Annotated in this window: 20 protein-coding genes, 1 tRNA gene and 1 riboswitch; of the genes, 10 read left to right on the forward strand and 11 right to left on the reverse strand. The window is 67.8% G+C overall.

What is annotated here, in order from left to right:
- Positions 1-96: 96 nt before the first annotated feature.
- Positions 97-975 carry a PfkB family carbohydrate kinase gene (locus Q8K84_RS16690; protein ID WP_305283864.1) on the forward strand — a complete coding sequence of 293 codons (879 nt, stop codon included), beginning with the start codon at positions 97-99 and terminating at the stop codon, positions 973-975.
- Here the strand turns inward: Q8K84_RS16690 and phnE (Q8K84_RS16695) are convergent.
- From phnE (Q8K84_RS16695) to Q8K84_RS16715, 5 genes are all read right to left on the reverse strand, one after another.
- Positions 972-1,793, reverse strand: coding sequence for a phosphonate ABC transporter, permease protein PhnE (gene phnE, locus Q8K84_RS16695; RefSeq protein ID WP_305283865.1), 822 nt, complete (start codon positions 1,791-1,793; stop codon positions 972-974). The two genes, Q8K84_RS16690 and phnE (Q8K84_RS16695), sit on opposite strands and share 4 nt — an antisense overlap.
- Positions 1,793-2,671, reverse strand: coding sequence for a phosphonate ABC transporter, permease protein PhnE (gene phnE, locus Q8K84_RS16700; RefSeq protein WP_305283866.1), 879 nt, complete (start codon positions 2,669-2,671; stop codon positions 1,793-1,795). The genes phnE (Q8K84_RS16695) and phnE (Q8K84_RS16700) overlap by 1 nt, the downstream gene beginning before the upstream one ends.
- Positions 2,668-3,522 carry a PhnD/SsuA/transferrin family substrate-binding protein gene (locus tag Q8K84_RS16705; RefSeq protein ID WP_305283867.1) on the reverse strand — a complete coding sequence of 285 codons (855 nt, stop codon included), beginning with the start codon at positions 3,520-3,522 and terminating at the stop codon, positions 2,668-2,670. The genes phnE (Q8K84_RS16700) and Q8K84_RS16705 overlap by 4 nt, the downstream gene beginning before the upstream one ends.
- Positions 3,519-4,466, reverse strand: coding sequence for a phosphate/phosphite/phosphonate ABC transporter substrate-binding protein (gene phnD / locus Q8K84_RS16710; RefSeq protein WP_305283869.1), 948 nt, complete (start codon positions 4,464-4,466; stop codon positions 3,519-3,521). Before phnD ends, Q8K84_RS16705 begins: the two co-directional genes overlap by 4 nt.
- Before the next feature lie 206 nt (positions 4,467-4,672).
- Positions 4,673-5,647, reverse strand: a complete 975-nt coding sequence (locus Q8K84_RS16715; protein WP_305283870.1) for a sensor histidine kinase — start codon at positions 5,645-5,647, stop codon at positions 4,673-4,675.
- 382 nt (positions 5,648-6,029) lie between these two features.
- Here Q8K84_RS16715 and Q8K84_RS16720 point away from each other — a divergent pair.
- Positions 6,030-6,105: transfer RNA gene (locus Q8K84_RS16720), tRNA-Asn, on the forward strand.
- Between the two features lie 68 nt (positions 6,106-6,173).
- Here the strand turns inward: Q8K84_RS16720 and Q8K84_RS16725 are convergent.
- On the reverse strand, positions 6,174-6,614 hold the full coding sequence (locus tag Q8K84_RS16725) for a VOC family protein (RefSeq protein ID WP_305283871.1): 441 nt from the start codon (positions 6,612-6,614) through the stop codon (positions 6,174-6,176).
- 240 nt (positions 6,615-6,854) lie between these two features.
- Between Q8K84_RS16725 and Q8K84_RS16730 the strand changes: the two genes are divergently transcribed.
- A complete protein-coding gene (locus tag Q8K84_RS16730; RefSeq protein ID WP_305283872.1) occupies positions 6,855-7,916 on the forward strand; it encodes an efflux RND transporter periplasmic adaptor subunit in 1,062 nt (353 codons plus the stop codon).
- Between the two features lie 27 nt (positions 7,917-7,943).
- Positions 7,944-11,180 carry an efflux RND transporter permease subunit gene (locus Q8K84_RS16735; protein ID WP_305283873.1) on the forward strand — a complete coding sequence of 1,079 codons (3,237 nt, stop codon included), beginning with the start codon at positions 7,944-7,946 and terminating at the stop codon, positions 11,178-11,180.
- Positions 11,181-11,183: 3 nt separating this feature from the next.
- On the opposite strand, the gene Q8K84_RS16740 is transcribed toward Q8K84_RS16735, so the two are convergent.
- On the reverse strand, positions 11,184-12,938 hold the full coding sequence (locus tag Q8K84_RS16740; RefSeq protein WP_305283917.1) for an ABC transporter ATP-binding protein/permease: 1,755 nt from the start codon (positions 12,936-12,938) through the stop codon (positions 11,184-11,186).
- A gap of 91 nt (positions 12,939-13,029) precedes the next feature.
- A complete protein-coding gene (locus Q8K84_RS16745; RefSeq protein ID WP_305283874.1) occupies positions 13,030-13,776 on the reverse strand; it encodes a hypothetical protein in 747 nt (248 codons plus the stop codon).
- 189 nt (positions 13,777-13,965) lie between these two features.
- Here Q8K84_RS16745 and Q8K84_RS16750 point away from each other — a divergent pair, with 189 nt between their 5' ends.
- A complete protein-coding gene (locus Q8K84_RS16750) occupies positions 13,966-14,574 on the forward strand; it encodes a TIGR00730 family Rossman fold protein (RefSeq protein ID WP_305283876.1) in 609 nt (202 codons plus the stop codon).
- A gap of 47 nt (positions 14,575-14,621) precedes the next feature.
- Here Q8K84_RS16750 and dksA read toward each other — a convergent pair whose 3' ends face one another.
- Entirely contained in the window at positions 14,622-15,047 is a 426-nt protein-coding gene (dksA, locus tag Q8K84_RS16755) for an RNA polymerase-binding protein DksA (protein ID WP_305283878.1), read from the reverse strand.
- 71 nt (positions 15,048-15,118) lie between these two features.
- The gene (locus Q8K84_RS16760; RefSeq protein WP_305283879.1) at positions 15,119-15,577 is read right to left on the reverse strand and encodes a flagellar assembly protein FliX; all 459 of its coding nucleotides are present in this window, start codon (positions 15,575-15,577) and stop codon (positions 15,119-15,121) included.
- Positions 15,578-15,787: 210 nt separating this feature from the next.
- On the opposite strand from Q8K84_RS16760, the gene Q8K84_RS16765 reads away from it, so the two are divergent.
- The 5 genes from Q8K84_RS16765 (at position 15,788) to Q8K84_RS16785 (ending at position 18,917) form a co-directional block, all read left to right on the forward strand.
- The gene (locus Q8K84_RS16765) at positions 15,788-16,894 is read left to right on the forward strand and encodes a flagellar basal body P-ring protein FlgI (RefSeq protein ID WP_305283880.1); all 1,107 of its coding nucleotides are present in this window, start codon (positions 15,788-15,790) and stop codon (positions 16,892-16,894) included.
- Positions 16,894-17,214, forward strand: coding sequence for a rod-binding protein (locus Q8K84_RS16770; RefSeq protein WP_305283881.1), 321 nt, complete (start codon positions 16,894-16,896; stop codon positions 17,212-17,214). The genes Q8K84_RS16765 and Q8K84_RS16770 overlap by 1 nt, the downstream gene beginning before the upstream one ends.
- A gap of 5 nt (positions 17,215-17,219) precedes the next feature.
- Positions 17,220-17,663, forward strand: a complete 444-nt coding sequence (locus tag Q8K84_RS16775; RefSeq protein ID WP_305283882.1) for a flagellar basal body protein — start codon at positions 17,220-17,222, stop codon at positions 17,661-17,663.
- Between the two features lie 70 nt (positions 17,664-17,733).
- Positions 17,734-17,892: riboswitch (FMN riboswitch) on the forward strand.
- Between the two features lie 87 nt (positions 17,893-17,979).
- On the forward strand, positions 17,980-18,474 hold the full coding sequence (locus Q8K84_RS16780) for a 6,7-dimethyl-8-ribityllumazine synthase (RefSeq protein ID WP_305283883.1): 495 nt from the start codon (positions 17,980-17,982) through the stop codon (positions 18,472-18,474).
- On the forward strand, positions 18,474-18,917 hold the full coding sequence (locus tag Q8K84_RS16785; protein ID WP_305283884.1) for a PaaI family thioesterase: 444 nt from the start codon (positions 18,474-18,476) through the stop codon (positions 18,915-18,917). The genes Q8K84_RS16780 and Q8K84_RS16785 overlap by 1 nt, the downstream gene beginning before the upstream one ends.
- Here the strand turns inward: Q8K84_RS16785 and Q8K84_RS16790 are convergent.
- Positions 18,914-20,491: an ABC-F family ATP-binding cassette domain-containing protein gene (locus Q8K84_RS16790; protein WP_305283885.1), complete on the reverse strand. Its 1,578-nt coding sequence runs from the start codon at positions 20,489-20,491 to the stop codon at positions 18,914-18,916. The genes Q8K84_RS16785 and Q8K84_RS16790 overlap by 4 nt on opposite strands.
- Positions 20,492-20,582 lie beyond the last annotated feature (91 nt).

Here is a 20,582-nt window from a genome sequence, read left to right on the forward strand (position 1 = left end):
CCCCCAGACCCACCAAGGGGGGATTTGTCGGCGAGACCGTGATGGGGTGTCTCGCCCGCGTCACCCGCCTGCCCTAGGTGAGAAGGCGGAGGCGACATGATGGCGGACTTCCTGGTGATCGGCGCGCTGGCCCTCGACCGGCCTGTCTGGCTGGAGGGCCGTTTGGAGCCTGGAGGACGCGTGGCCGGCCGGAGCCTCGGAGCCAGGCTCGCCCCCCGCCTCGGCGGCGGCGGCGCCAATGCGGGGGTCGCCCTCATGAAGGCCGGTCACACAGTAAAGCTGGCGAGCCTGGTGGCAGCAGACGACGCCGGCGACCAGGCGATCGCGATGGCGAAGGCCGCCGGTCTTGATGTCGCCCTGGTGGGCTGCCGACCGGGGGAAAGTCGCACGACCCTGATCCTGATCGACCCAGACGGCGAGCGGCTGGTGTTGGGCCTCGACCTCGACCGCACCCACCTCACCCTGCCCTCCCTGCCCGCCCCGCTTGATCACCCGGATATCCAGCCAGACGGGGTTTACGTGCGCGCAGCCTTCCCCGGCGCAGAGGCCTGGGCCGCCGTCAGCCGCGGCCCGGTGGTGGTTCACTGGCCAGCACCAGCCTATGCCGGGCCAGCCGACGTCGTGGTCTGTTCGGCCGACGACCTGGCTCCGGAGGTCCTCGCCACGCCGTTCGGGGCGGCCAGCGCCGTCTTCGGGCCCCGCCTCTCCGCCATCGTTGTCACCCATGGCGCGGAGGGCGCGAGCGCCTATAGCGCCGGGGCGTTGATCTCTGTCCGTCCGCCGCCGGCGAAGGTGACGGACTCCACCGGCGCGGGCGACGTCTTCGCCGCCGGCCTGCTGGAGGCCCTCAGCGCCGGGGCCGGCATGGAGCGCGCGCTCGAACAGGCCTGCGCCTGGGGCGCCGTCACCGTAGGATTGGCGAGCTCGGCGCCGGTGGACGCGACCGCCGGCGTCTATCGGCCGTTTGGGGCCTAGGCCAGTCGGTTGCGAAGTGACCGCGACAGGGTGTCGAGGCAGGCCACGGCGACCATGTAGAGCAGGATGATGAAGGCCACTTCGTCGAAGGCGAAGATGCGGATCCGCTCGTCGAGCTCGAAGCCGATACCGCCGGCGCCGACGATCCCCAGCACGCCGGCGTTGCGGAAGTTGCCCTCCAGGAAGAACAGGGTCTGGCTGGTGGCCACCGGCGCGAACTGGGGGGCCAGGCCAAACCGCATCACCGCCAAGGGCGAGGCGCCGGCCGAACGGACCCCTTCAATGGGCTTGGGATCGGTGTTTTCCAACGATTCAGAGAACAGCTTGGCGAGGTTCGGGATGTCTGCAAGCGCCAGGGCGACCACCCCGGCAAAGGGACCAAGACCGAAGGCCGAAACCAGGATCAGGGCCCAGACCAGGGCGGGCACGCCGCGAAAGATATCCAGGAACCGCCGGAAGACGAAGTGCAGCACAGGGTTGGACACCACCGTCTTGGCCCCGATGACGCCCAGGGGAAGGGCCACGACGGCGGCGATTGCGGTTCCGGCGAACGCCATGGCGAAGGTCTCGGCCAGGGCTTTCAGAATCCGCGCCGACTGGCCGCCCGAGGAGGGCGGGACCATCTCGCCAAGGAAACGGCCGAGTTTGGCGAAGCCCGTCATCAGGGCGCCTGGCGCCAGTTCCAGATCGATGGCCATACCCACCAAGGCCGCCAGGGCCAGGATCAGCAGAAAGGCGTCCCGCACCCGGCGGGTCCAGGGCGCGCGCAGGGCGTCCGGGGCGATGGCCAGGGCCTGATCGTAGGCTTGCCGGGACATCAGGCCTTCTCCAGACCGATGAGGCGATGACGAACCGCCTCGGAAAAGAGGTCGATCACGAAGATCATGGCGATGATGATCAGCAGGATCGCCAGATAGGTGTCGAACTCGGTGTAGGTGATGGCCCGCTGCAGCTCGATGCCGATGCCGCCCGCGCCGACAATGCCGAGCGCCGCGGCGCCGGCCAGGTTCCCCTCCAGCCGGATCAGGGCGTAGGAGGCGTAGTTGGGCAGCACCTGGGGCATGACCCCGTAGCGGATCTTTTTCAGCGGCCCGGCCCCGGCGGCCTGCAGGGCCTCCAGCTGGCGGGGATCGATCTCCTCGTTGATCTCGGCGAACAGCTTGCCCAATCCCCCAAGGGTCGAGATGGTCAGGGTCAGCACACCCGCCAGGGGCCCGACCCCGAAGGCCGCCACCAGGATCAGGGCCATGATCAGGTCCGGCAGGGTCCGGATCGCCTCCAGAATGCGGCGGACGACAAAGCGCACGGGCGCGAACGGCATCAGGTTCTGAGCGGTGAGGAACGAGGCCCCAAGCGCCAGGATGGAGCCCAGCGCCGTGGCCAGGATCGCCATTTCCACCGTCTGCCAGGCCGCGTGCAGCCAGGTGGGCAGGGCGTAGAACCACGAATGCAATGACCCCCGGGTCTGCCGATCCTCCAGCAGGAGCTCGGGCTTCAGGCCGGGATTCATCCGCTGCAGGAAGTCGGCCATGCGCCCCAGGGGATCGCCGCCGATGTCGGAGCCAAAAAACTGGCTGCGCTGAAAGGAGACCAGCAACAGGACGGTGAAGATCGCCAGCCCCACCGCGGCCTGCGTACGCTGGCGGACCAGCATCCGCCGACGCTCCTGTTCAAAAATCTCGACCGCGGTGTTCATGAACCGACCGTCGGGCCCTGGTGGATCAAGGCCTTGGCCTCGGTGGGTTCGAACTCCTCGGCGCCCTCCCCGGCCGCCCAGGCGAAGGCCGAATTGGCCTCGTTGTGCAGGGCCACGTGGATGCCGATGAGCCGGAAACGTCGGTCATCGCTCATGTCGGTCCGCACGGCCCAGGCTTGACCCGCCACCGGGCGCTGGCGCCAGACGACCCGCAGGTCCTGGCAGAGGTCCTCGCCGGGCTGGTCGCCGCGACAGAGTTTCTGCCAGGCTCCGGCATGCAGAGCCATGGCCTGAGCCTGCCCCGCCCGCAGTCGGCTTGCGGCGTCTTCATAGTCCAGGGCGACCATCTGCGGGCCGAAAAAGGCCTCGCTCGCGCCGTAGTCCGCCAGGGCTCGACGCGGGACCTCCAGGGAGGCTTTCATGGGACCGCCGAACACCAGGCTCGCCCCCTTCAGGTCGGCCAGGCTCTGGGCCGGCGCCTTGCGAGGCACGGCGACCACCACGGGGAGCCGGTTCAGGTCGCCCACGGCCCGGGCCGACAGAATGCTGCGCGCCGGGCCCGAGACCGGCGCGAAGGCGGCGGCGTCAAGCTGGGCGAAATCAACTCCTCCCGCGGCCAGGGCCTCGGCGGCGGCGGCGGCGCTCTCCACCGGACAGGTCAAGACCTCGGTATCCAGACGCTTGGCCAACAGCCCCACATAGGCCCGCTGTCCAGCGGGGGCGTCCGCGGCAAGCGGCGCGCAAGGGCCCGCCTCACCGGTCACCTCGGCGATACGCAGCGGCAGGGTGGGCGCCTGGGCCTGGGCGGCGCTCAGCAGCACCGCGCCCGCGGCAAGGACCAGCCGTTTCATCGACGCTCTCCGCTGCGGCGCGCGGCGATGTCATCGGTGCGCAACTTGATGATCGGGGCGTAGTGCTCGCGGGTGACGGCCGTATAGGCCGCGCCGTCCGGCTGCCCAATGTCGCGCCACACCTCCGGATCGTCATAGGGCAAGGCGGCCATGGCGCCGCGCACCGCATCGATGAAGGGCTGGGGGCGATCAGTGCGGACCACCACGGCGCTGTTGGGGATGGGCCCGGCGGCCCAGATGATCCGGAAGTCCGCCAGCTCGACCACGCCGCGACGAGCCATTGTGTAGTGGGCGCCGGTGGTGAAGCCATGCTCCGGATCCCCGCCCCCGGCCTGGATGATGGTGGCGTCGAACTGCCCGTTGTCGAGGGCCATCACCGCCTGGGTATGGCCGCCTGCGAAGCTGGACCGTCCAAAGAAGGTGTCGGGGTCGATGCCCTGCTCGCGCATGACCGCGCGGGGATAGAGGTAGCCGGAGGTGGAGTTGAAATCCACATAGCCCAGGGTCTTGCCCTTGAGGTCCTGGATCGAGCGATAGGGACTGTCGGCCATGACCAGCAGGCCGGAATAATACCCTGTGTCCCCCTCGGCCTGACGGACAGTGAGAATGGGCTGGGCGAGGTCGCCGATCTGGGCGTCGACATTGGCGTAGCCGCCGCCGGCCATGGTGGCGATATCGACCTGACCGCTGGATAGCGCCTGGATCGTGCCGTTGTAGTCCGAGGATTCGTAGAGCTTGACCGGCAGGCCCGTCGCCTTGCCGATATAGGTCTTATAGGCGGTCAGTCGCCGGGTGATCATGGGGTCGTCCTCCGACCCGCGGACGGCCATCCGGACTTCTTTCATCTCGCCCTGCCAGGCGCCGTCCGTGGTCTTGGCTTCGCCGCCGCAGCCTGCAAGCCCAAGGCCGATCGCCGCCAGGATCGCACCTGATCGTCGCCGCATGGAGAACCTCTACGCTGTCATGCCGCGGCGCTGCAGAATGTTGCGCGCCGTGCCGGAGGTTTCGCACCTGCACATGAAGCCGTGGTGACATGGCCAGACAACGGGGGGCCAATGGCCGCCGCACTTGTCGGGTCAGGGGTCCCTCGAGCCTACTCGGTAAGAGGTGAAGTCCGACCTGACGGTCGGAATGCGCTCAACCGATGAGCCTAGGTCGGAAAAACGAGACGCACCGTGGCGCCGGGGCCCTGCGGGAAATCCAACCGCCCATCGAGCTGACCCGCCAGGCTGTGCATGATGCCGAAACCCAGACTGGGGCGGCCTTGCAGTTCGGGGCTAGCTGCGGGGAAGCCGGGCCCGTCATCGCCAATGACAAGGACGGCGAAGCCCCCGCCCTGCGGCAAAAGCGACACCCTGATGCGCCCAGACGGACCGGCGTTGAAGGCGTGCTTCAGGGAGTTGGTCACCACCTCGGCCACCAGCAGGAACAGTGTGACCAGTCGGGGGGTGTCAAGTTCCACGCCCTCGGCCTCGATCGAACAGGTCACGTCGCGAACGCCTGCGGCCTGGACAAGGTCATCGCAAAGCGCCGTCAACGACGCCGCAACGCTAAGCTCAAGGGTCGCAGGATCGTACAGCCGCCGGTGAATCTGGGCCATGGTCACCAGGCGTTCGCGGGCCTCGTCCAGGGCTTCGGCCGCCTGAGGATTGTCGATGGTCCGCTTCTTGATCTGCAGCAGGGCCGCGACGAAGGTCATGTTATTGGCCACGCGGTGCTGCAGTTCCTGGAACATGACCCGCTGGCGCTCATAGAGCTGAGCGGTCAGAGCCTGCTCCCTGCCAAGATCGGCCAGGGCCCGCCGCATCAACTCGATCACCGTGATGTCGACCGCCGCGACGAAGACGAAAAAGACGAGGGTGAGCGCACTGGCGCCCGTCAGGCTGAAACCGATGGGCAGGATAAAGAACCACCAGGCGGCCAGGCCAGAGAGCACCGCACACAGAATGCCGGGCCACATCCCCGCCAGAAAGGCCGTGAGAATCACCGCCGGGAAGAAGGTCAGATAGGGAAAGCCCGGCGGCAGCACCCCGTCGAGCGCCCATCGGACATAGAATGCGAGTCCAGCGCTCAACACCGCGAGCGCATAGCCCAGAATCGGATTCTGCTGGAAGAGCCTCATCATGCCTCGAAAGTTCTACCGCCACCGGCGGCTTGGGCCGAGCAGGATCGCAGATCCGAAGACCACGCCTGGATCAACAGCTTACGCACGCCCACAGCCACTAAGCCGGTCGAGGTTGTTCCTGGCTGTACGGCCTTGTTGAAAGGATGTCTATCCGCCCGCCGACACGGCCCTCAGCCCGGCGTCAACGGGCACGGCGTTAACCTTGCCTTAACCATAAACACCCAACCTGACATGGTCTTCCTTGAAGACACCCCACCATCACCAACCTTCTCAAGCCCGGCTTCGGCCGGGCTCTTTTTTTGACTTCGGCTGTGGATAGGGCGGCGCCGGAGACTTGCACCGCTCGCCGCCCCGGCGTATAGCCGCCGCCCTACGGTGCTGATCCCCGATAGCTCAGTTGGTAGAGCAGTCGGCTGTTAACCGACTTGTCGCAGGTTCGAGTCCTGCTCGGGGAGCCACCGTTCTTCGTCCGCCGCCTCCGCGGCGGACGCCATCATCCCACCTTTCAGCTTGCCGCTGGTCAGACTTACCACTGGCCCTCATTGGCCATGGACGCCCAGGGCTCGGCTGGCGCCAGCGCCGCGCCGGCCTGCAGCAGCTCCACTGAAATGCCGTCAGGCGAACGGACAAAGGCCATATGCCCGTCCCGCGGCGGCCGGTTGATCACCACGCCGCCATCCATAAGCCGCTGGCAGACGGCGTAGATGTCGTCGACCGCATAGGCCAGATGGCCAAAGTTCCGGCCCCCCTGATAGTCCTCGGGATCCCAGTTGTAGGTGAGCTCGACCGTCGGCGTGCGCTCAGCGCGGGCATGGCCCTCATCTCCAGGGGCGCAGAGGAAAACCAGGGTGAAGCGCCCGGCGGCGTTCTCAAACCGCGACACCTCGACCAGGCCAAGCTTGGCGCAATAGAAGTCCAGGGACGCATCCAAGTCACGCACGCGAACCATGGTGTGAAGGTATTTCATCAAGGGGCTCGTCTTTCGTCAGTCTCGGGGCGCCGGATCGGGCGCTGGCGGGGGATCGCGTCATTCTATGCCCTCAGCTGCGGTTCGTCAGGCACAGTCGACGCCCAGATCGCATCCTGTCTGCGAATTCATTTGCACGTGCGTGGCGAGCGCCGCACAACCGGCGCGGAATCCTAAAGAACGTGGGAATGCGGCTTCCGCAGGCGCTTGCGCCGGGGGGAGGCCGGGGGAAACGACTGCATGCGTCTCAAGGCGTCTCACATCTTCATCCTCGCCGTCTTCGGCGTGCTGGTGGTCTATTTCGTCGCCATGTCCCTACTGAGCGGCGACAGCGCCCCGGCCGAGCCTCCCAAGGCGAATGACCAGCCGCCTCAGGTGCAAGTGACCCTGACCCCGGAAGTGACCCGTCCCTATGTGGTCACCCTGCGCGGTCGGACCGAGGCGGCGCGCAGCGTCGTGGTGCGCGCCGAAACCTCGGGCGTCGTGGCCGCGACACCGGCCCGGGAAGGCGCTTTCGTCCAGAAGGGCACGGTGCTCTGCCGCCTGTCAGTGGACGCCCGCCAGGCGGCCCTCGACCAGGCCCGGGCCGCCCTCCGTTCGCGGGAACTGCAACGGCGGGCCTCGGCCTCCCTGGCCGAGAAGGGCTATCGCTCAGAGACCCAGGTCCTGCAGGATCAGGCGAGTCTGGACGCCGCAGCCGCCGCCGTCCGCCAGGCCGAGATCGCCCTGGAGCAAGTCAATATCCGCGCGCCCTTCGCCGGGGTGTTCGACAACCGCGACGCTGAGATCGGGACCTATCTGTCGCCGGGCCAGGCCTGCGGGACTCTCATTGAGCTGAACCCGATCCTCATCGTCGGCAATGTGCCCGAGACCCAGGCTGGCCGGATTCGCAGCGGCGAGCCCGCCACCGCCACCCTGGTGTCCGGGGAGACCCTGTCGGGCCAGGTTCGTTATGTGGGCCGCGAGGCCGATCCCCAGACCCGTACCTATCGGCTCGAGGTGATCGCCAGCAATTCCCAGCAGGCTGTCCGCTCTGGCCTTTCGGCCGATGTCCGCATCACGACGGCCTCGGGTCCGGCGCACCTCGTCCCGCCCTCGGCCATGGTGCTGGACGCAGAGGGCCGACAAGGCGTGCGCCATGTGGGCCCGGACGATGTGGTGATCTTTACCCCGGTCCAGGTGACCGAGGAGGGACCCGACGGCGTCTGGGTGCGGGGCCTCAGCGGCGAAGCCCGCGTCATCACCGTGGGCCAGTCCTATGTGGACCAGGGCCAGAAGGTTCGCGTGGCGCTCGCCCGGTAGGGCGCGCCGCACAGGAGGCTTGAGAGTATGATCGGTCCGCTGATCGACGGCGCCATCAAGCGGCGGAAGGTGGTGCTGGGCGTCACCCTGATCGCCAGCATCTTCGGGTTCTTCGGCTACCTGGCCATGCCCCGGGAGGCCAATCCCGACATCGACTTTCCCTTCGTCTCGGTGGTGGTCCCCTACCCCGGCGTGAGCCCTGAGGATTCAGAGCGGCTGCTGGTCAAGCCCCTTGAGGTCGAACTGCAATCGATCGAAGGGCTCAAGCAGATGAACTCCGTCGCCCGTCAAGGCGTGGCGGTGGTGAACCTGGAGTTCGAGGTCGACTTCGAAAAGGACAAGGCCCTGGCCGAGGTCCGGGCCAAGGTTGATCTGGCGCGAGGTCGGTTTCCCCCCGACTCCGAAGAGCCGATTATCCAGGAGGCGAATTTCAGCGGCGAGCCGGTGCTCGGCATCGTCCTTTCCGGCGCCGCCCCGGAGCGCGAGCTCTATCGGATCGCGCGCAGCCTGAAGGACCGTGTGGAGTCTGCGCCCGGCGTGCTGGAGGTCAATCTGACCGGCGGCCGCGAGGAGATGCTGGAGGTCATCATCGATCCCCTTCGGATGGAGGCGTACAATGTCACCACCGGGGAGCTGGCCCAGGTCATCAGTCGCAACAATCAGCTGGTCGCCGCCGGAAGCCTGCGCTCCGGGGGCAGTCAGTTCGCCGTCAAGGTGCCCGGCGTGGTCGAGGACCCGCAGGACATTCTGAGCCTGCCGATCAAGAAGAGCGGCGACCGGGTCATCACGGTGGCGGACATTGGCGAGGTTCGGCGCACCTTCAAGGAGCCCAACTTCATCACCCGTTTCGACGGGGAGCCCGCCATGTCGCTGGAGGTTTCCAAGCGAAGCGGGGCCAATATTCTGGACACCGTCGATGCCGTCCGCGCCGTTGTGGCCCAGGAACAGGGCCGCTGGCCCGAGACCATCAAGGTCTCCTACACCTTCGACCAGAGTGACTTCATCCATCGCACCCTGGTGGTGCTGGAATCGGGCCTGCTGATCGCCACGATCCTGGTGATGATGATCATCGTCGCGGCCCTGGGAATCCGCCAGGGCCTGATGGTCGGCGCCGCGATTCCGGCCTGCTTCATGCTGGCCTTCCTGATGCTCAACGCCTCTGGGGTGACCCTCAATCAAATGGTGATGTTCGGCCTGGTGCTGGCCGTGGGCATCCTGGTGGACGGCGGCATCGTGGTCGTCGAGTACGCGGACCGGAAGATGGCCGAAGGCATGCCCAAGGAGGAGGCCTTCGCCGCCTCCGGCAAGCGGATGTTCTTCCCTGTTCTGAACGGCACCCTGACCACGCTCTGCGCCTTCCTGCCGTTCATGTTCTGGAACTCGATCCCGGGCAAGTTCATGAGCTTCCTGCCCCTGACCCTGATGTACGTCCTGGGCGCCTCCATCTTCGTGGCCCTGATCTTCACGCCGGCGCTCGGCTCCATCTTTGGCCGCAAGGCCGCCGTGGACGAGGCTCACCTTGCGGAAATCGAGAAGTCCGAACGGGGCGATCCCCGGGAGATGTCGGGCTTCATGGGTTGGTACGCCCGTACGCTCTGGACCCTTGGCGCCGCCCCTACCCGCACCTTCGCGGCCACCCTGCTGATCGTCGTGGCGATCGTCGGATGGTTCGCCATGTCCACACACCGCACAGAGTTCTTCCTGGATGAGGATCCGGAATGGGCCCAGGTCTATGTGAAAGCCCGAGGCAACCTCTCGCCCGAGGCCCATGACGTCCTCGTGCGGCAGGTCGAGGAGCGTCTGCTGGACGTTCCTGGCGTCGCCTCCATCTACACCCGCTCTGGCGCCGCCAGCTCCGGCGGCGGCGGCGGCGGTGGTCCTCCCAATGACACCGTCGGGCGGCTGCAGGTCGATCTGGTCGACTTTGAAGAGCGCGGCGAGCTCGACGTGCGCGGCGCTGACATCGTCAACGATATCCGCACCCGTCTGACGGACCTGCCCGGCGTCCTGATCGAGGTGCGCGAACCCCAGGGCGGGCCGCCCACGGGCAAGGACGTCCAGGTCGAGCTGCGTAGCCAGAACCCCGAGGCGCTCAACGCGGCGGCGGATATGATCCGCAACCGACTGGCCAGCGATCCAGAACTGTTCGAGCTGGAGGACAACCGCACATCTCCGGGCATCGAGCTGAACTTGGCGGTCGACCGCCAGGCGGCGGGCCGCTACGGCGTGGACGTGCTGTCGGTGGGTCAGGCGATCCAGTTCGTCACCACCGGCGTCCTGGTCGGGCGCTTCCGGCCAGACGACGCCGACGACGAGCTTGATATCCGGGTGCGTTTCCCGGCGGCCTCGCGCAACATCGCAGCCTTCGACGATCTGAAGATCTCCACCGCGCTTGGCCCGATTCCGGCCAGCTACTTCATCCGACAGGCCCCCGCGCAACAGGTGACCAGCATCCAGAGACGGGACGGTCAGCGGCTGGTCATCATCCAGGCCAATGCGGTTGAGGGCGTCGCCGCCAACCAGAAGATCGCCGAGTTGCGCCCCTGGCTGGAACAGGCCGAAATTAGCGAAGATGTCCGTTGGAAGTTCACCGGCGCCGACGAGGAAGGCCAGGAAGCCGCCCAGTTCTTCGTGGTCGCCATGGCGGTCTCCCTGTTCCTGATGGGCGTCATCCTGCTGTGGCAGTTCAACAGCTTCTACGGAGTGCTGGTGACCCTCTCAGCGGTGGCCCTGTCGACGGTGGGCGTGCTGCTGGGGGTGCAGGTCAACTTCCTGGGCACCTTCAACTATGTGTCGGTGATCATGCTGGGCACGGGCATCGTCGCTCTGGCCGGGGTCGTGGTGGGCCACAATATCGTGCTGGTCGACACCTACTATCAGTTGCGCCGATCGGGTTATGGCGCCGACGACGCCGCTGTTCGCGCCGCCACCCAGCGGTTCCGTCCCGTGATCCTGACCACGGTCGTGACTGTGGTCGGTCTGCTGCCGCTGATGTTCCAGCTGCACCCGAACTTCCGGGCCGGCCACATCGAGTACCGGGCGCCGGGCTCGGAATGGTGGGTCCAGCTGTCGGCCGCCGTCGTCTGGGGCCTGTCCTTCGCCACCCTGCTGACCCTGGTCCTGACGCCGGTCATGCTGGCGGCGCCCAAGGTCTATGGCGAGCGGCTTCGCCGGGCTGGCGGCTGGGGGCGGCGAAAACTGGGGTTCCGGCCCCGGCAGGCTCGGACGTCGGAGGAAGACGCCCTGCCTCGCGCCGCCGAATAGGGATCAGCGCTGTCGCGTCTGGCGCCGCCACAAGGCCGCGTACTCCCCTGCGGCCGACAGCAGCGCCTCATGTGTCCCGTGTTCGACGATGCGGCCCCGGCGCAGGACGACGATCAAGTCTGCGTCGACAATCGTCGAGAGTCGGTGCGCCACCACAAGGGTCGTACGTCCGGTCCTCAGCTTCCGCAGGGTCGCCTGGATGGCCTCCTCGGTACGCCCGTCCAGGGCGCTGGTGGCCTCATCCAGGATCAGCAGGCGCGGATTGGCCAGCAGGGCGCGGGCGATCCCGACCCGCTGGCGCTCTCCACCCGACAGCTTCAGACCCCGCTCGCCCACCCGGGTCTCCAGGCCCTCGGGCAGAGATTCGATGAAGGGGGCGAGCTCGGCGGCCTGAGCGACGGCCTCGATCTCGGCCAGGCTCGCTTCCGGCCGGCCAAAGGCGATGTTGGCCCGCAGGGTGTCGTTGAAAAGGGCCACATCCTGGGGCACCAGGGCCACGGCCTGGCGCAGGGCGTCCTGGCGTACCTGACGCAGATCCAGCCCGTCCAACAGCACAGCGCCTTCCTGCGGGTCGATCAATCGCAGGGCCAGCCGCACCGCCGTCGTCTTGCCCGCCCCTGACGGACCCACCAGCGCCACCGTGGCGCCCGGCTCGGCCACGAAGCTGACGTTCAGCAAGCCCTGACTGCGGGCGTCGTGACGAAATCCGACATCGCGGAATTCCAGCCGCGCGCCGTCCGGCGCGGCCGGCGGCAGCACCCTGGCCTGCGGCGAGTCTTTTATGTCCGGCGTCCGTCCGGTCAGGGCCACCAGCTGCTCCATGTCGATGAAGGCCTGGCGGATTTCCCGATAGTTGAATCCCAGCATGTTCAGGGGGGCATAGATGCCGATGAGCAGCAGGATCGCCATGGTGACGTCACCGATCCGCATGGTCCCGGCGGCCACCTCCAGCCCGGCCAGGACGGTCATCACCGCCAGCCCCAGGTTCAGGATCACCGCCTGGGCCGCGTTGAGCAGGGACAGCGAGGTGTTGGCCTTGACCGCCGCCCCCACATAGCGGTTCAGCGCGCCGCGATAGGTGTCCACCGCGCGGGTCTCGGCGCCGAAGGTCTTCACCGTCTCGAAGTTGATCAGGGTGTCCACGGAGAGGCCGGCGGCGCTGGCGTCAGCCTCGTTCAGCTCCCGTCGGTGGGACAGCCGCCAGTCGGTGATCTTGAACGTCACCACGGCATAGACCACGACGGTCAGGAATGCGGTGGCGGCGAAGCGCCAGTCCAGCCGCACGATCATCACCCCCATGGCCAGCAACAGCTCAATCGCCGTGGGGCCGAGGTTGAAGACCACGCTGCGGATCAGGAAGTCAGTGGACCGCGCGCCCCGCTCGATGACGCGGGCCAGGGTTCCGGTCTGTTTGCTCTGGTGGAAGTCCAGCGACAGGGACACGGCATGGCCGAAGCCCTCCACCGCGGCCCGCGCCATGGTCGCTTGGGAGACGACGGTGAAGACCGCATCCCGGGCGAAGGGGGCGCAGGCTGACAGCAGGCGCAGGAGCGCGAATCCCACCGCCAGCCCGACGAAGCTGGCGCCGACCACCACGACTCCCCCGGGGACCGACAGGGTGTTGATCGCCTCGCCCAGCATGACCGGCGCGGTGACCGCCGCCACCTTGCCCATCAGGACCAGGAACACGGACGCGGCCAGGCGAAGACGCAGCTGCGGCGCCCCAGAGCGCATGACCAGGGCGCCGAGGTCAGCCATGGCCGGCCAGAAGCGGAAGCCCGGCGCGGGGTCTAGATCGCCGCCGCCACGGCCGCGGGCCAGTCCAGGAGGGTTCAAGCCATAACTCCGATCAATCGAGCAGCAGGGTCGACTGCAGGCCGCCACCAGGGGTCAGCCAGTCAATCCGCAGCCCGTAGGCCGTGGACGAGGCGCGGAATGCGCCAGCTTCAGGCGCTTGAGCCGGGCTCGCGTCCACCGCAGCGCTCAGGTCGAGCGACTCGCCCTGGACCCGGATCTGGTGAGGGCCAGGGGGCACCGGCGCGCCGAACGGCAGGCTGAACCGGCCAGCAGCGTCGGCGCGACCGCTGGTGGACACCGTCCGGCCGTCAATTCGCACCGACAATATCGCCTCGGCTGGGGCCGCGCCGGAGATCACCGCTCCGCCCTCTTCGTCGAAGTCGAAGGCGCTCACGCCCTGGGCAGGCGCGCCCTGAACCACAATGGCCCCTGCCCCGGCCCGCAGCAGGACCAGCCGCGCGTCGGGCAGCGCCAACAGGTAGCCTTCGGCTTGGACCGTGCGTTCGCGAAGGATCATTGAGAGGCCGAAAATCTGAGGCGCCGGACTGGGAGGCAGGGCGATCCGCCAGGCGCCCTGGCTGTCGGCGTCGGTGAGATAGACCTGCCCCTCGGGGGTCGCCAGTCTCACCCGGGCCCCCGCCGCCGCGGTCCCGACCAGGATACGCCCGTCGCCCTCGGTCCTGAGGGCTTGGGCCTGAGGCGGAGCGAGATAGGAACTCGGCGCTGCGGGCTCGCGGTTCAGGGGTGAGACGGGTCCCACCTGGCCCTCACCACAGGCGCTGAGCAGGCCAAGGCTCATGACCGCCAGCGCTGCGCGCCTTGGGAGGGATCGCTTGAATCGCATCATATCAAACCCTAGCTAAGCGGATTCCCGACCAGCTATCGCGCTCAGATGAATCTGTTGAGCGCGTTTGCCGGTCGAACCGCCTACACTTTGTTCCTGCGCGACACACGCGTGCGCCGCCAAGACTTTCGGAGCCAACACCCTATGGGCGCTTCGCCCCCAAGCATCGAGTCCGTCTGTGTCTTCTGCGGCTCTTCGGACGCCGCAGCGCCTGCCCTGCTGACCGACGCCGCACAGTTTGGCGGCGTTCTGGCCGCCGAAGGTCGTCGGCTGATCTATGGCGGCGGCGGCGTAGGGCTGATGGGCGCCTGCGCCCGGGCAGCGCACGAGGCCGGCGGAGAGGTCCTGGGAATCATCCCGGAGTTCCTGACCAGCCGGGAGCGGGCCCTGGACGTGGTGGAGACCATCGTCGTGCGCTCCATGCACGAGCGCAAACAGATCATGTTTGAACGGTCTGACGGCTTTGTGGTGCTGCCCGGCGGCATTGGCACCCTTGAGGAGATCATTGAGCTGCTGTCTTGGCGCCGCCTCGACCTGCATCGCAAGCCGGTGGTGTTCTACAGCCCTGATGGCTTTTGGGAGCCGCTGTTTCAGTTGCTGGCCCACACGGTGGCGGCGAATCTCACGCCGCCTGACTTCATGGACAGCTGGGCGGTGGCGAGCACGGTGCCCGAAATCCTGCCGCGGCTGGACGGCCGGCTGGCCGAGGGCGACGAAGAGGTCGCCGCCCTGACCACAACCCGGGTGACCTGAGCCGTCCATACCTGACGCCCCTGGGCCAAAGGCGGCCTCAGGCGGCCTCAATCGTCGCGGTGAACCCGCTCGCGGCGCTCATGACGCTCCTGAGCCTCCAGGCTCAGGGTCGCGATGGGGCGCGCCTCAAGCCGCGCAAGACCAATGGGCTCGCCGGTTTCCTCGCAGTAGCCGTAGCTGCCGTCCTCGATCCGGCGCAGGGCCTCGTCAATCTTGGAGATCAGCTTGCGTTGGCGATCGCGGGTGCGAAGCTCCAGCGCACGATCAGTGGCTGACCATGCTCGATCCACATCGTCAGGCAGATTTTCAGTTTCGTTCTGGAGGTGAGAAAGGGTTTCCCGGCTCTCGCGGAAAATCTCTTCCTTCCAAGTCATGAGCTTTTGCCGGAAATACTCGACTTGGCGCTCATTCATGAACTCTTCGTCCTCAGATGGACGATAAGAACTCTCTAATGCCATGACAGTGGCCGTCATAACGATACCTCACGCCCCTGGACAGTTCCCGGAACTTGGGAGGCGGCTATATAGCAGAAGTTCTGGGACATTCAACGCGACTCCCCCGCCGCTGGCAGAACAGCGTTTCTGGCCATTTCCAGTTTGGCCAGTTCGACCGCAGCCCGGGTCTCGATCTCGTTCAGAACGTCTTCGAGCGCGGCGTCTTCGGTAGCCGCGCGCTCTTCCCGCACAGCCCGGGTCAGACGCTCGAGCTGACTGAGGGACAACTCGCCGGTGACCAGGGCCAGCTTCACCTCGTCCAGAACATCCAGGATTCGCCCCGCCCGGCTGACAGCACGCCGGCGGCGTTCCAGGGGCCCGCCCGTCTCCTGGAGCGCCAGAAGCGCGCCTAGCCCCCCGACCGGAGTCACCGGGCCTGCCGGTCCCGCTGCGGCGGTTGAGGCAGCGCCTGACGTGCTGGGAATCCGAAAGCCTTCGCCGCCTGAAGCGCCCTTGGCGCGACCTGCGCCGGACGCCGGCCCCGCCGAACCTGAACCCGAGACTTTCATGCGCCCCACTTAACCCACTGCACGCTCAAGCCAGAGTGTCGGCCTCGCCACTTAGGGTATGGTTAATGCCGGGCAAATTCTGCACCGGGCGGTCGTCGCCAGCTCCGACAAATCCTCAACCCGTTGTTTTTGCAACAACTTATTCAAACTCGGTCATGGCATGGGGCTGGCAAGGAGGGAGCCGACCCTTCCTTGTCCCGGCGAGCGTTCATGTCCCATCCCCTTCGCCTCTTCAGCGCCGTCCTCCTCTGCCTTAGCCTGGCGGCCGGCCCCGCCCTGGCCAGCTCGCGCATCAAGGACATCGTCGAGTTCGAGGGTGTCCGCGACAACATGCTGGTCGGCTACGGGATCGTGGTGGGTTTGAACGGCACCGGCGATTCCCTGCGCAACGCTCCCTTCACCCGCCAGAGCCTGGAGTCGATGCTGGAGCGGCTGGGGGTCAACACCCGGGACGCCAACCTCAACACCAAGAACGTCGCCGCCGTCATGGTGACAGCCAGGCTGCCGGCCTTCTCGGCGGCGGGTTCGCCCATTGACGCGACGGTCTCGGCCATGGGCGACGCCAAGAGCCTGCAGGGCGGCACCCTGCTGGTCACCCCCTTGATGGGCGCCGACGGCGAGGCCTATGCCGTCGCCCAAGGGACGATTCAAACCGGCTCGATCTCCGCCGGCGGCGCCTCAGGCTCGTCCATCTCCAAGGGCGTGCCGACCGCGGGCCGAATCGCCAGCGGCGCCATTGTCGAGCGCGAGCTGGGTTTCCAGCTGGCCTCAATGGGCCAGATGCGCATGACCCTGCGCAACCCCGACTTCACTACCGCGCGCCGGATCGCCGAGGCGGTGAACCGCCAGTTCCCTGGAACCGCCCATGCCCAGAACCCGACCATCGTCGCGGTCCGGCCGCCGGCCGGTCAGGACATGACCGCCTTCCTGGCGCAGATCGAGAATCTGTCGGTGCAGCCCGACAACGCCGCCAAGGTGGTGATCGATGAGGTGTCCGGCGTGATCGTCATGGGCGAGGCGGTCCGTGTCTCCACCGTGGCCATCGCGCAGGGCAACCTGACCATCCGGGTGCAGGAATTCCCCGACGTGGTCCAGCCGGCGCCCTTCAGCCAGGGCCAGACCGTTGTCGTGCCTCAGTCCGCCGTTGAGGTCGAGGAAGAGCGGGGCAAGCAGTTCATCACCGTCCGCAACGGGGCGGCCCTGTCGGACCTGGTCGCGGGCCTCAACGCCCTGGGGGTCACGCCCCGGGACATGATCTCCATCCTGCAGACCATCAAGGCCGCCGGCGCCTTGCAGGCCGACATCGAGGTGATGTGATGAACGCCCTGTCCCCCATCACCGCCATCACCCCCGGCGCAGGCGCCGCGACCGGCGCCCAGGACACCGCCGCCCTGGCCAAGCGCGGCCAGATCGAGAAGACCGCCGAGGATTTCGAGGCCGCCTTCCTGTCGATCATGATGCAGCAGATGTTCACCGCCACCGAGGTTTCCGCCCCCTTTGGCGGCGGTCAGGCCGAGAACCAGTTCCGCTCGTTCCTCACCGAGGCCTTCGCCCGGGAAACCACCAAGAGCGGCGGGATCGGGCTGGCCGACACGGTCGCCCGCGAAATGTTGAAACTACAGGGCCTGGAGGAGTAGCCGCCATGGCGATCGCCGCGACCGACGCGCAGGACCGCGTCGAACAGTTGAGCCTGCTCACCGAGCGTCTGACGGAGCTGGTCGCCCAAAGCGCCCAGGCCTTCGAGGAAGGTCGCCCCCACAAGGCGGCCGATCAGCTTGAAGAAACCACCCGGCTGGCGAACATCTATCGTCATGAATCTGCGCGCATCCGCGCCAACCCTGAGCTGGTGGCCACAGCGCCCATCGCCCAGCGCGCCCGCCTGATCCGCGCCACCGAGGCCTTCGACGCCGTCCTGGCCCGCCAGGGCCGGGCCATCGCCGCGGCCCGGACCATCACCGAGGGCCTGGTCAAGGCCATCGCCGACGAAGTGGCCGTTCAGCGCGGCGAGGCGGCCGGCTATGGCCCCCGCTCCGGTCAGGCCGCCAACAAGGCGGCTTCGGCCATCACGCTCAACCAGCGCGCCTGAGCCGATCAAACGCTTGTTTAACGCAAACCTGTCCGGCTAAGATCGTCCCGTCGCCGGGGGTTCCGGCGATCTACGTTCTCAGGGCGGGGTGTAATTCCCCACCGGCGGTAATGCCGGGCCTCACGGCCTGGACGAGCCCGCGGGCGCCTGGCGGCTTCGTGTCGCCAGGGACGAGCAGACCCGGTGTGATCCCGGGGCCGACGGTTAGAGTCCGGTTATGAGAACCGTTGGGCGACACCTTTGGGGGCGCCCGCGCCCCCATGGTCGCTCAGCGCGCCCCTGAGTCGTGGTTCATCCACCCGTCAGGGAAACGACCATGACCCAAGCCGCCTTCGAACTTCCCACCGCCAACGGCGCCTTCCGCGCCGCGCGCATCGCCTTCGTCCAGTCCCTCTGGCATCGGCACATCGTCGATCAGGCCTATGAAGGCTTCGTCGAGGCCATCGGCGAGCGGGGCTTTGGTCCCGAGCGCGTCGACCGCTTCGAGACGCCTGGCGCCTTCGAGATTCCGCTGCACGCCCAGAGCCTGGCCCGCACAGGCCGCTATGCCGCCGTCGTGGCGGCAGGGTTTGTGGTGGACGGGGGTGTCTATCGCCACGAATTCGTCGCCCAGACCGTGATCGCCGCCCTGATGCAGGTGCAACTCGCCACCGAGACCCCGGTCTTCTCGGTGGTGCTGACGCCGCATCACTTCCACGAGCATCAGGTTCACCAGGACTTCTTCGGCGCCCACTTCAAGATCAAGGGGCAGGAGGCCGCGGAGGCCTGCGCCGGCACGCTGGAAAGCCTCGCCCGTCTGGCGGCCGCGTGATGGAAGCCCTCGCAGTTCCGCCGCCGCCGGAAGGCTTTTCCCTTCACGGGCGGACAAGTCCCCTCACCGACCCCTGGGCGCCCATCTACGCCCAGACCACCGCGCAGGCGCTCATTCTTGGCCTCTGGGCCCGAGAACCTCACGTCAATGGCCGCGGCTTTGTGCACGGGGGGCTGATCATGGCCCTTTGTGACAACGCCATGGGGCTGTCATGCGTCCAGGCCGCCGGCGGCGAGACCTCGATGCTGACCGTGAACATGACCGTGGACTTCCTGGAGGCCGCCCAGATCGGCCAGTGGCTGACCTTCGAGACCGAGTTCGTCAGGATCGGCGGGACCCTGGCCTTCGCCCAGGCCTTCGCCCGGGCTGACGGAGTCCCCTGTGCGCGCGCCAACGGGGTCTTCCGCCTTGTTCGCCGCACGCCTGCGCCGACGGGAGGCTAGCCAAGCGAGATCTGCCGATCGACGCCGACTCCCGCCAGGAAGTCGGCGTCGTGGCTGACCAGCAGCAGCGCGCCGTCATAGGCGCCGAGCGCGGCCTCCACCGCCGCCAGGGAGTCCAGGTCGAGGTGGTTGCTGGGCTCGTCCAGCACCAGCAGCTGCGGCGGGGCCGGTCGCATCAGGACACAGGCCAGGGCCGCGCGCAGGCGCTCCCCGCCGCTCAGGTCGGCGACACTCCGTTCGGCCGCGCGGTTCCGGAACAGGAAGCGGGCGAGCGCGGACTGGGCGGCGTTGCGGTCGGCGTCTGGGTTCAGCCGCTGATAGGCCTCAAGCAGCGTCTCCTGGGGGCGAAGCAGGCGCAGCTGCTGGTCAAAGATGGCCGGCGTCACGCCTAGGCGCACCTCGCCGCGGCTGGGCGGCTGCTGGCCGGTCAGAACCCGCAGGAGGGTGGACTTGCCCGACCCGTTGGGACCGCACAGAGCCAGGCGTTCCGCCCCAGTCACCTGCAGATCAAGGCCGCTCACCAGCATCCGGCCATCGGGCGTCTGCACCTCCAGCTCCTGGGCGCTCAGAACGGTCTTGCCGTCCGAAAGACCGCAGGCCGGCAGATCAAAGCCTAGCCGACGGGCGGCTTCCACCCTCGCCTTGGCGGCCTCAACTCGACCGGCGGCGGCTGCGTTGCGGCGTTCGGCCAGGCGGTCGAGACGGCCTGAACTGTTCTGCGCGCGCTCGGCTTGGGCGCTGAGCAGGATCTTCGGTTCGCTCCGGCGGGCGGCGAAGCGGCGGCCGGCGGCGTCCCGCCGGGCCTTGCGCTCCAGATCCACCTGAGTGTCCCGGGCCGCCTGGGCGGCCGCCTGATGGGCGTTCGCCAGATCCCGAACCGCAGCGGCTTCCGCCTCGGCCTTGCGGGCGGCATAGAGATCGTAGTCGCCGCCGTAGAGCTGCGGCCCCAGGGTCGAAAGCTCCAAAATCTGGTCCATCTTCCGCAGCAGGGTGCGGTCATGGCTGATGGCCAGCACCCCGCCCCTGTGGGCCGCCACCGCATCCGCCACCAGGGCGCGCCCCTCGGCGTCCAGGTCATTGGTAGGCTCATCCAGGATCAGCAGGTCCGGCGCCTGCACGAGAAGCCCCGCCAGGGCCGCCCGGGTCGCCTCCCCGCCGCTCAGGCTGGCCGCAGGCCGCGCCAGCTCCAGCCCCCCAAGGCCCATTCCCTGAAGGGCCACGTCCAGCCGCGTCTCCAGCGTCCAGTCAGCCCGGTCCAGGTCCTCGGCCGAGCCCGTCCCGCTGGCGATACGGGCAAGCCGTCCGAGGGGCTCAGCCAGACCCAGCAGGTCAGCGACCCGGCCCTTTGGCGGCCCGGCCCGCTGGCGCAGGACGCCGATCCGTCCGCTCACTGTCACCACCCCGGCCGCAGGGTCGGCCTCCCCCAGGATCAGCCGGACAAGGGTCGACTTGCCCGCGCCATTGGCGCCGACCAGACCGGTGCGTTCCTGGCCGAGCGCCAGGGTCAGGTTGTCGAAGAGGAGTCGGCCGTCAGGCGTGCGGGCCGAGATGTGATCCAGGGTGACGAAGGGCATGGGGCGCAGTCCGGGCGACGTTTGCGAGCAGGGCGAGGCAGGCGGGCGTCGCGGGGCGCATGTCGGGGACTCCTTCGTCGTGTGACCGCTA

The sequence above is a fragment of the Phenylobacterium sp. genome (assembly GCF_030679875.1).
Taxonomy (GTDB): Bacteria; Pseudomonadota; Alphaproteobacteria; order Caulobacterales; family Caulobacteraceae; genus Phenylobacterium.

What these genes read in the sequence shown, in the direction of transcription:
- Q8K84_RS16690 (WP_305283864.1), top strand. Translation starts at nt 97, where the DNA reads ATGATGGCGGACTTCCTGGTGATCGGCGCGCTGGCCCTCGACCGGCCT.
- phnE (WP_305283865.1), bottom strand. Translation starts at nt 1,793, where the DNA reads ATGTCCCGGCAAGCCTACGATCAGGCCCTGGCCATCGCCCCGGACGCC.
- phnE (WP_305283866.1), bottom strand. Translation starts at nt 2,671, where the DNA reads ATGAACACCGCGGTCGAGATTTTTGAACAGGAGCGTCGGCGGATGCTG.
- Q8K84_RS16705 (WP_305283867.1), bottom strand. Translation starts at nt 3,522, where the DNA reads ATGAAACGGCTGGTCCTTGCCGCGGGCGCGGTGCTGCTGAGCGCCGCC.
- phnD (WP_305283869.1), bottom strand. Translation starts at nt 4,466, where the DNA reads ATGCGGCGACGATCAGGTGCGATCCTGGCGGCGATCGGCCTTGGGCTT.
- Q8K84_RS16715 (WP_305283870.1), bottom strand. Translation starts at nt 5,647, where the DNA reads ATGATGAGGCTCTTCCAGCAGAATCCGATTCTGGGCTATGCGCTCGCG.
- Q8K84_RS16725 (WP_305283871.1), bottom strand. Translation starts at nt 6,614, where the DNA reads ATGAAATACCTTCACACCATGGTTCGCGTGCGTGACTTGGATGCGTCC.
- Q8K84_RS16730 (WP_305283872.1), top strand. Translation starts at nt 6,855, where the DNA reads ATGCGTCTCAAGGCGTCTCACATCTTCATCCTCGCCGTCTTCGGCGTG.
- Q8K84_RS16735 (WP_305283873.1), top strand. Translation starts at nt 7,944, where the DNA reads ATGATCGGTCCGCTGATCGACGGCGCCATCAAGCGGCGGAAGGTGGTG.
- Q8K84_RS16740 (WP_305283917.1), bottom strand. Translation starts at nt 12,938, where the DNA reads ATGGCTGACCTCGGCGCCCTGGTCATGCGCTCTGGGGCGCCGCAGCTG.
- Q8K84_RS16745 (WP_305283874.1), bottom strand. Translation starts at nt 13,776, where the DNA reads ATGAGCCTTGGCCTGCTCAGCGCCTGTGGTGAGGGCCAGGTGGGACCC.
- Q8K84_RS16750 (WP_305283876.1), top strand. Translation starts at nt 13,966, where the DNA reads ATGGGCGCTTCGCCCCCAAGCATCGAGTCCGTCTGTGTCTTCTGCGGC.
- dksA (WP_305283878.1), bottom strand. Translation starts at nt 15,047, where the DNA reads ATGACGGCCACTGTCATGGCATTAGAGAGTTCTTATCGTCCATCTGAG.
- Q8K84_RS16760 (WP_305283879.1), bottom strand. Translation starts at nt 15,577, where the DNA reads ATGAAAGTCTCGGGTTCAGGTTCGGCGGGGCCGGCGTCCGGCGCAGGT.
- Q8K84_RS16765 (WP_305283880.1), top strand. Translation starts at nt 15,788, where the DNA reads ATGTCCCATCCCCTTCGCCTCTTCAGCGCCGTCCTCCTCTGCCTTAGC.
- Q8K84_RS16770 (WP_305283881.1), top strand. Translation starts at nt 16,894, where the DNA reads ATGAACGCCCTGTCCCCCATCACCGCCATCACCCCCGGCGCAGGCGCC.
- Q8K84_RS16775 (WP_305283882.1), top strand. Translation starts at nt 17,220, where the DNA reads ATGGCGATCGCCGCGACCGACGCGCAGGACCGCGTCGAACAGTTGAGC.
- Q8K84_RS16780 (WP_305283883.1), top strand. Translation starts at nt 17,980, where the DNA reads ATGACCCAAGCCGCCTTCGAACTTCCCACCGCCAACGGCGCCTTCCGC.
- Q8K84_RS16785 (WP_305283884.1), top strand. Translation starts at nt 18,474, where the DNA reads ATGGAAGCCCTCGCAGTTCCGCCGCCGCCGGAAGGCTTTTCCCTTCAC.
- Q8K84_RS16790 (WP_305283885.1), bottom strand. Translation starts at nt 20,491, where the DNA reads ATGCCCTTCGTCACCCTGGATCACATCTCGGCCCGCACGCCTGACGGC.